This window comes from Paenibacillus gansuensis, assembly GCF_042684925.1.
GTDB lineage: Bacteria > Bacillota > Bacilli > Paenibacillales > DY6 > Paenibacillus_N > Paenibacillus_N gansuensis.
In genome coordinates, this window is the sequence record NZ_JBHUME010000007.1 from 891661 (window position 1) to 898193 (window position 6533).

Genomic DNA, 6533 nt, shown 5'->3' on the forward strand with positions numbered 1-6533 from the left:
TTCAACTATGTTATCCTTTCCCTAATGGCAATCCGTATACTTGAAGAAGCGGTTGCGCGGACTCGAAAAATTATTCATTTACACTCCATTGGTCCCAATGTAATATAGAGATAATAGTTCGTGAGAACTAATGCTAATACATATTATGACATCTTCCAACACCGTTGAAGGGATGTGCGGGATGAATTCGACATTTGCAAATGCCTTGCTTTTTGTTCTATTTCTAGTACCGATTGTATTCCTGTTCGACACCGCGATGGTTATCATTAAGCGAAATCCTAGGAAGACCGAATATAGGCTGGCATTTACAACCGTTTTTCTTCTTACCCTGCTCCTGATATTTGAGTGTATACAGCAGCTTCTCCCCATTGATTACACTAACCTGATAGCGTTGTATATGGTTTATCCTTGCGTCTTTCTGTCTGCAGGCACAAGCTTGCTGTTTCATCTGCATCAAACCGGATTTGCATCAGGAATAAGATATGGTTGGAAAGGAACTGCAGCTTTTGTCCCTTTTCTGACTTATACAGCAATCCTTGTTATTTGGGGTGAACCTGCGCTCTTGTCCGCGAGTGAGCAGCAGGGTATCTGGAATGTAGAAATGTTTGCCGAAGGCCTGATGGCGGTAATGATTGAATTGATGGCTTTATCCTTATGTAATCTGCTTGTCACCTGGTGGGCAGTCCGAAAGTCGGAGAGTAATTTGGAAAGGCTTAGGAGCCGTGTCTTATTCCGTACAAATCTGATATTTCAGGCTTCCGTGATTCTTTTGATCACAGTAACGGAAATTTTAAAACCATGGGTGACGGTTCCGTCCACTTTCATTTTCTTCATGACGGCCCTTTGGGGTGTTTGTTTACGTATACTCATGAATAAATACCAGTTATGGCCTTCTGTAGAAACGCGTTACCGTGCCTTGTATCAAATTTCCCCTGCGGCCATCGTCATGATGGACCGGTACGGTATGATTCAAGACGCCAACCCGAGGGCGGTTCACTTATTCGGCACCCGGCTCCAAGGTAAAGCGTTTGCCGGCTTACTCGATCCTTCGGATAGAGAGCGTTTTTTACACAGGTTTCTAACTGATTTTCCGCACGCCGCATTGCTTAAAGAGGAATATTCATTTACGAACGCTCAAGGAAGGCAGGTGTCATTACTGCTCGACACGGAGATCATCCGGTCCAGCGATGAATGGTACCTGCTAGGAGTGCTTCAGGATATTTCAAGGATGAAAGAGGAAGAAGCAAGATTGGAACATATGGCGCATCATGACTCATTAACACAATTGCCTAACCGGCTGTTTATGGAGAAAGAGTTAACTTCCGCCATACAAGCTGCCAAGGAGCGCCGTCATCAGCTCTCGGTCATTTTGATCGACCTGGACCGATTCAAAATCATTAACGACACTTTAGGGCATATATACGGGGACGAAGCTCTATGCAAGATTGCTTACTCCCTTCAGAAAGTTATGGGTGAGGATCACCGAATGGCCCGTTTGGGTGGAGATGAATTCATTGTCCTGCTGCCTGAAGTAAATGAGTATGAACAGGTTATCGATTGTGCCGAAAGGATACTCCAGGTGTTTAAAGAACCGCTGCTACTGCAAGGACAAGAATTCTTTCTGGGGGGGAGCATGGGAATCAGCGTGTATCCTTTTGACGGGACAAGCGCCGAGAGCCTGATTCGGCACGCAGATATGGCAATGTATTATGCAAAGAAAAACGGCGGTGACCAATATCGGCTTCATAACAAGGAGTTGAATGAGAGCCTTGTGCAGGAAATGCAAATGGAGCGCCATCTGCGTTATGCAATAAAAGAGCAGGAGTTCACACTTGTATATCAGCCGCAAGTAAACCTGCAGACTCGCCAAATGTATGGGGTTGAAGCACTGATCAGGTGGAATTCAGCAGCTTTAGGGGCTGTTTCGCCGGAAGATTTTATCCCGGTTGCTGAGAAAAACGGACTCATTGTCCCCATTGGTGAATGGGTCGTACAAGAAGCGTGCAGGCAGGCGAAATTGTGGCAGGATTCCCTTCCGGTGCCTCTAACCGTCTCATTGAATGTATCGGCCAAACAGCTTAGGCAGCCGAACTTCGCGGAGATGGTGATGACTGCAATTCAAGCTTCCGGGGTTAATCCTAAGCTTCTATGTCTTGAAATAACGGAAAGTTCCGTTGTGAATCATTTGGAATCGGCCAAGTACATGCTGGAGGAACTGATCCGGATCGGGGTGGATATTTCTATCGACGATTTCGGTACAGGGTACTCTTCGTTGAGCGTTTTGACCCAGCTGCCGATTTCATCGATCAAGATTGACCGTTCGTTCATAAGCAGTATTGAACACCAGCATGATAAACTGGAGATTGCCAAAGCTATCATTACGATGGGCCATGGCATTCACAAAAGGATCGTTGCTGAGGGAGTTGAAAATGTAAAGCATTATCAGATATTAAAGGAACTGCGCTGCGACACGGCACAAGGCTATTTCTTCGGTAAACCGGTTCCGCCGCGGGAGCTGGAAAACTTGCTTTTTACGAGCTTAAGGAACTACGTTGAATGTTTGGGTTGATGTATATACGGGTAATATATATGGCTGTCTACCCTTTTTAAGGAGCTGAAAACCCATGGAAATACGTCGTTTTGGCCAAACAGACATGAAGGTCAGCATATTAGGCTTCGGCGGTGCCGAAATCGGATTTGAACATGCTGAACCCGCAGCTGTGGCAAAGCTGCTTAACAGCGCATTGGATGCAGGTTTGAACGTCATCGACACAGCGGAATGCTATGCAGGCAGCGAGGAGTTGATCGGAAGTACCGTTTCCCATCGGCGAGGCGAATATTATCTGTTCAGCAAATGCGGACATGCTTCCGGTCTGGAAGGCGAAGACTGGTCACCCGCTATGTTGGAGGAATCAATAAACCGGAGCTTGCGGAGATTAAAAACAGATTACTTGGATTTGATCCAGCTGCATAGCTGTTCGAAAGAAGTATTAGAAAGAGGAGACGTCATTGAAGTCCTGCGAAGAGCAAAGGAAGCGGGGAAAGTACGGTATATAGGTTACAGCGGAGAAAATGAAGCTGCATTGTATGCTATAGAAACCGGAGCTTTTGATACGCTGCAAACTTCGGTGAATCTTGCGGATCAAAGAGGGATTGATCTGATCCTGCCGAAAGCTCAGGAATCGGGAATGGGCGTGATTGCGAAACGTCCGATTGCTAACACTGCTTGGAAGACGACAACGCTGCCCGAAGAACAATACCATCAAACTTATTGGAGAAGGTTTCAGGAATTGAACTACAGTTTCCTGAACGATACTTCTATAGAAGAAGCGGTTTCGACGGCGCTGCGCTTTACTTTAACAGTTCCCGGAGTTCATACGGCAATCGTGGGAACCACCAACCCTGACCGATGGACGCAGAATGCCAAGCTGCTGGAGGCAGGCCGTCTGCCGGCTGCACAGATGAATGAAATCCGTTCTAAATGGAAAAATACAGCCAGGGAAGATTGGCTGGGCCAGGTATAGATTTTCATGAAAAAACCAGAAAGTGTAATCAAAGAAGCCGTTCCTTGGATCGATAAATGGGCGAGATTTGGATATTTATCTAAGGGGATCGTGTATGCTGCTATCGGAATATTAGCATTACTTGCTTCCATTGGACGGGGAGGCGAAGTAACTGATAAGGAGGGGGCTCTGAGAACGATTGGATCACAGCCTATGGGAGGCTTTATTCTCGGCTTACTTGCGCTGGGACTTTGCGGATATTTCGCCTGGTCCATGGTGCAGGCTTTTGCAGATCCTGATCGAGAGGGAAGCGGATGGAAAGGGTGGGGCAAGCGAATAGGCAGCTTTGCAGGCGGTATTGTGTACGGCAGCCTTGCCGTAAGTGCTGTCCGGTCTATTGGAAAGCAGACACCGGATACCAGCCGTCAGGAGCAGAGCTGGACCGGGATGCTTCTTCAACAGCCTTTTGGTGCTTGGATCATTGGAGCAGTTGGAGCAGCCTTTATTGCATATGGTCTTCATCAAGGACATAAAGCTTACCGCTCTTCCTTTCTAAAGCGTATCAAATCCTACCGGTTAGAGCCCCAGGTTAAAAAAGCTGCCGTATGGATCTCACGTACAGGTATTTCTGCCCGAGGAATTGTGTTTCTCATGGTCGGTTATTTCCTAATTCAAACGTCAGTGCAAAGAGATCCCCACGAAACCAAAGGACTGGACGAGTCATTATGGGCATTGTCTCGTCAGCCCCATGGACCGTGGCTGTTGGGCGCAGCCGCTGTTGGGTTGATTGCTTACGGCGGTTATATGTTCTTTTTAGCCCGGTACCGAAAAACAATTGGCAAACACCGCAGCTAAGAAATCACGATTTCTTGCTGCTTCGCTTCCGTTTCGGCTTCTGTACAACCGGCAGATGCTTGATACTTCTGGCCATCGGTTCTTTACACAATGGGCACGCCTTGTCTTCAGAGGCATATTCCTCTCGGACCCAAGCTTTGCACTCCGGTTGTTTACAACGGTAGATGGGGGTTGGTTCAAGAACGGGCGAGGCTTGTTCCTCCGTCAATGGTTGGTCGGCCAATGCAATACCTCCGTTTCGATGGAAGTCAACGCGCAGATTAGTATGCCTTGACTCACGATATCTTTATTCTTCTTCTGACCTAAAATGAACTCTCAATTCGTAAAACAAGATGTTATGTTTCCAAAAGAAAAACCTGCGCCGCAGCGCAGGTTTACGTAATCAATTTCTTACCAAGCGATTCATTTCATTCTCTTCGCAGGCCGGGGAGCAGAAGCCGTGACGAGTTTCCGCACAGGACTCGCATACGATATGCTGTCTGTGGCAAGTGTCGTCTCCGCAGTTGATCATGTGATCCGCAGATTCACCGCAATGGTAGCATTTTCCGACCACGATGTCTTCCTCAGTCCGGTTGATGGGTACTGAGATGCGTTCATCAAATACATAGCATTTCCCGTCGAATAGTCTGCCTTTTACTTCTTCATCTTTCCCGTAGGTGACGATGCCGCCATCCAATTGATATACATCGGTAAACCCTTCGCTTAACAGGACTCCTGTCAGTTTCTCGCACCGAATTCCTCCGGTGCAATACGTTAAGATCGGCTTGTCTTTGGCTTCACTCAGATTTTCCCTGATCCATTCCGGGAATTCCTTGAATGTTTCTACGTCTGGCCTGATTGCATTCCGGAAGTGACCCAGATCATACTCGTAGTCATTACGTCCATCAAGTACGATCACATCGTCTCTTAACAAGTAATCGTGAAAATCCTTCGGTTTTAAACGAGTACCGCTTAGGGTGTTCGGATCCAACGGTTTTTCGTATCGGAGAGTTACCAGCTCTTTTTTGTAACGGACGAACATTTTTTTGAAGGCATGTCCCTCAGCTTCGTCAACTTTAAAAACCATATCGGAAAAGAGCGGATTGCTTTGCATATCGCGTACATATTGCTCAGTTTGCTCGATAGTGCCTGAAACGGTTCCGTTAATCCCTTCACCCGCAATCAGGATACGGCCTTTCAATCCGAGTTCCTTGCAGTAGGCCAAGTGCTCAGCAGCAAATTCCTCGGCATTAGGAATCGTTACAAATTTATAATAAAGAAGAATTTGATAGTTAGTAGATGTACTCATAATTTCCCATCCTTTCTTTTCGAAATAAGCAAGCGGCAGGAAAGGCGTTAAGCCTGCTGCCGCCAAACTTTGTATGATAAATAACAAGTTATATGAAATAAGCAATACTAAATATTTTAGTATCTATAGAGTTCGATGTCAAGATAAGCGAAATAGCCCGGTGTAGGACCCGAGCTGTGCGCAGTATCTACTATTGTTCTTGATTCGTTTTATACGAAGCATCGGATCGATTGGACTGATTTTGTTGAAATACGTCCGCAGCTTCCTCAGCAGAAAACTCCGTATCTGCTTCTCCAGACACCGGCATTTTGTTCAATTCTGTGGATTGAACCTCCGCTTTGGATGCCTTGTTTTGTCGATCAGCCATTAGGGCACCTCCTTTTCCAAATAACCTCGAAGGGTAGTTTGACTCAGGAGTGTCATTGCTATACATGCTTACATCTGAAGACAGCGAGAATTTTCGTTATGAAAATCTGGGGACCCGAGAGGCTAGGGTGGCCCGACATATTTCGCAGAGTATATAGGAAGGGACTGTTTCTATATATGCTGATATTCTATAGACCAGGTATTACCTGTTGAAGTAAGCTTTACTTTCGTGTTACATTATCAGTCCGGTCGCGTTTCCTGCGTTTCGCAAGCAATGAGAAGTCAGAACTTGGAAACGAAAAAACGGTTGACTTGGGGAAGCTAAACATGATATATTCTTATTCCGGCCGCAAAACATACGGTTGGGTGAGCAAACAGTTTGATCTTTGAAAACTGAACATCGAGCGAATAAGCAGTCACATGACAGTGACTTTAATAAACAAGTCAGCATTAAGATAAGCAAGTCAAACGAACTTTTATGGAGAGTTTGATCCTGGCTCAGGACGAACGCTGGCGGCGTG

The 6533-nt window shown here is 46.2% G+C and carries 6 protein-coding genes; 3 read left to right on the plus strand and 3 right to left on the minus strand.

Going from position 1 to position 6533, the window contains the following annotated elements; all coding sequences use genetic code 11:
- Window positions 1-181 precede the first annotated feature (181 nt).
- Genes ACFSUF_RS12040 through ACFSUF_RS12050 form a run of 3 tightly spaced genes read left to right on the plus strand, consistent with a single transcriptional unit; the run spans window position 182 to window position 4358 of the window.
- Complete coding sequence (locus ACFSUF_RS12040; protein WP_377603122.1) at window positions 182-2569, plus strand: putative bifunctional diguanylate cyclase/phosphodiesterase; 2388 nt, start codon at window positions 182-184, stop codon at window positions 2567-2569.
- 55 nt (window positions 2570-2624) lie between these two features.
- Entirely contained in the window at window positions 2625-3524 is a 900-nt protein-coding gene (locus ACFSUF_RS12045; RefSeq protein WP_377603123.1) for an aldo/keto reductase, read from the plus strand.
- Window positions 3525-3530: 6 nt separating this feature from the next.
- A complete protein-coding gene (locus ACFSUF_RS12050) occupies window positions 3531-4358 on the plus strand; it encodes a DUF1206 domain-containing protein (protein ID WP_377603124.1) in 828 nt (275 codons plus the stop codon).
- 4 nt (window positions 4359-4362) lie between these two features.
- On the opposite strand, the gene ACFSUF_RS12055 is transcribed toward ACFSUF_RS12050, so the two are convergent.
- The 3 genes from ACFSUF_RS12055 to ACFSUF_RS12065 all read right to left on the minus strand — a co-directional run bounded on the left by ACFSUF_RS12055 (window position 4363) and on the right by ACFSUF_RS12065 (window position 6013).
- On the minus strand, window positions 4363-4581 hold the full coding sequence (locus ACFSUF_RS12055; protein ID WP_377603125.1) for a cold-inducible protein YdjO-related protein: 219 nt from the start codon (window positions 4579-4581) through the stop codon (window positions 4363-4365).
- 159 nt (window positions 4582-4740) lie between these two features.
- Window positions 4741-5646 (minus strand): oxygen-dependent tRNA uridine(34) hydroxylase TrhO, encoded by a 906-nt coding sequence (gene trhO / locus ACFSUF_RS12060; protein ID WP_377603126.1) that lies wholly within the window; start codon window positions 5644-5646, stop codon window positions 4741-4743.
- 190 nt (window positions 5647-5836) lie between these two features.
- A complete protein-coding gene (locus ACFSUF_RS12065) occupies window positions 5837-6013 on the minus strand; it encodes a hypothetical protein (RefSeq protein WP_377603127.1) in 177 nt (58 codons plus the stop codon).
- Window positions 6014-6533: the final 520 nt, after the last annotated feature.

Coding starts and splice junctions, on each gene's coding strand:
- ACFSUF_RS12040 (WP_377603122.1), top strand. CDS start 182: ATGAATTCGACATTTGCAAATGCCTTGCTTTTTGTTCTATTTCTAGTA.
- ACFSUF_RS12045 (WP_377603123.1), top strand. CDS start 2,625: ATGGAAATACGTCGTTTTGGCCAAACAGACATGAAGGTCAGCATATTA.
- ACFSUF_RS12050 (WP_377603124.1), top strand. CDS start 3,531: ATGAAAAAACCAGAAAGTGTAATCAAAGAAGCCGTTCCTTGGATCGAT.
- trhO (WP_377603126.1), bottom strand. CDS start 5,646: ATGAGTACATCTACTAACTATCAAATTCTTCTTTATTATAAATTTGTA.
- ACFSUF_RS12065 (WP_377603127.1), bottom strand. CDS start 6,013: ATGGCTGATCGACAAAACAAGGCATCCAAAGCGGAGGTTCAATCCACA.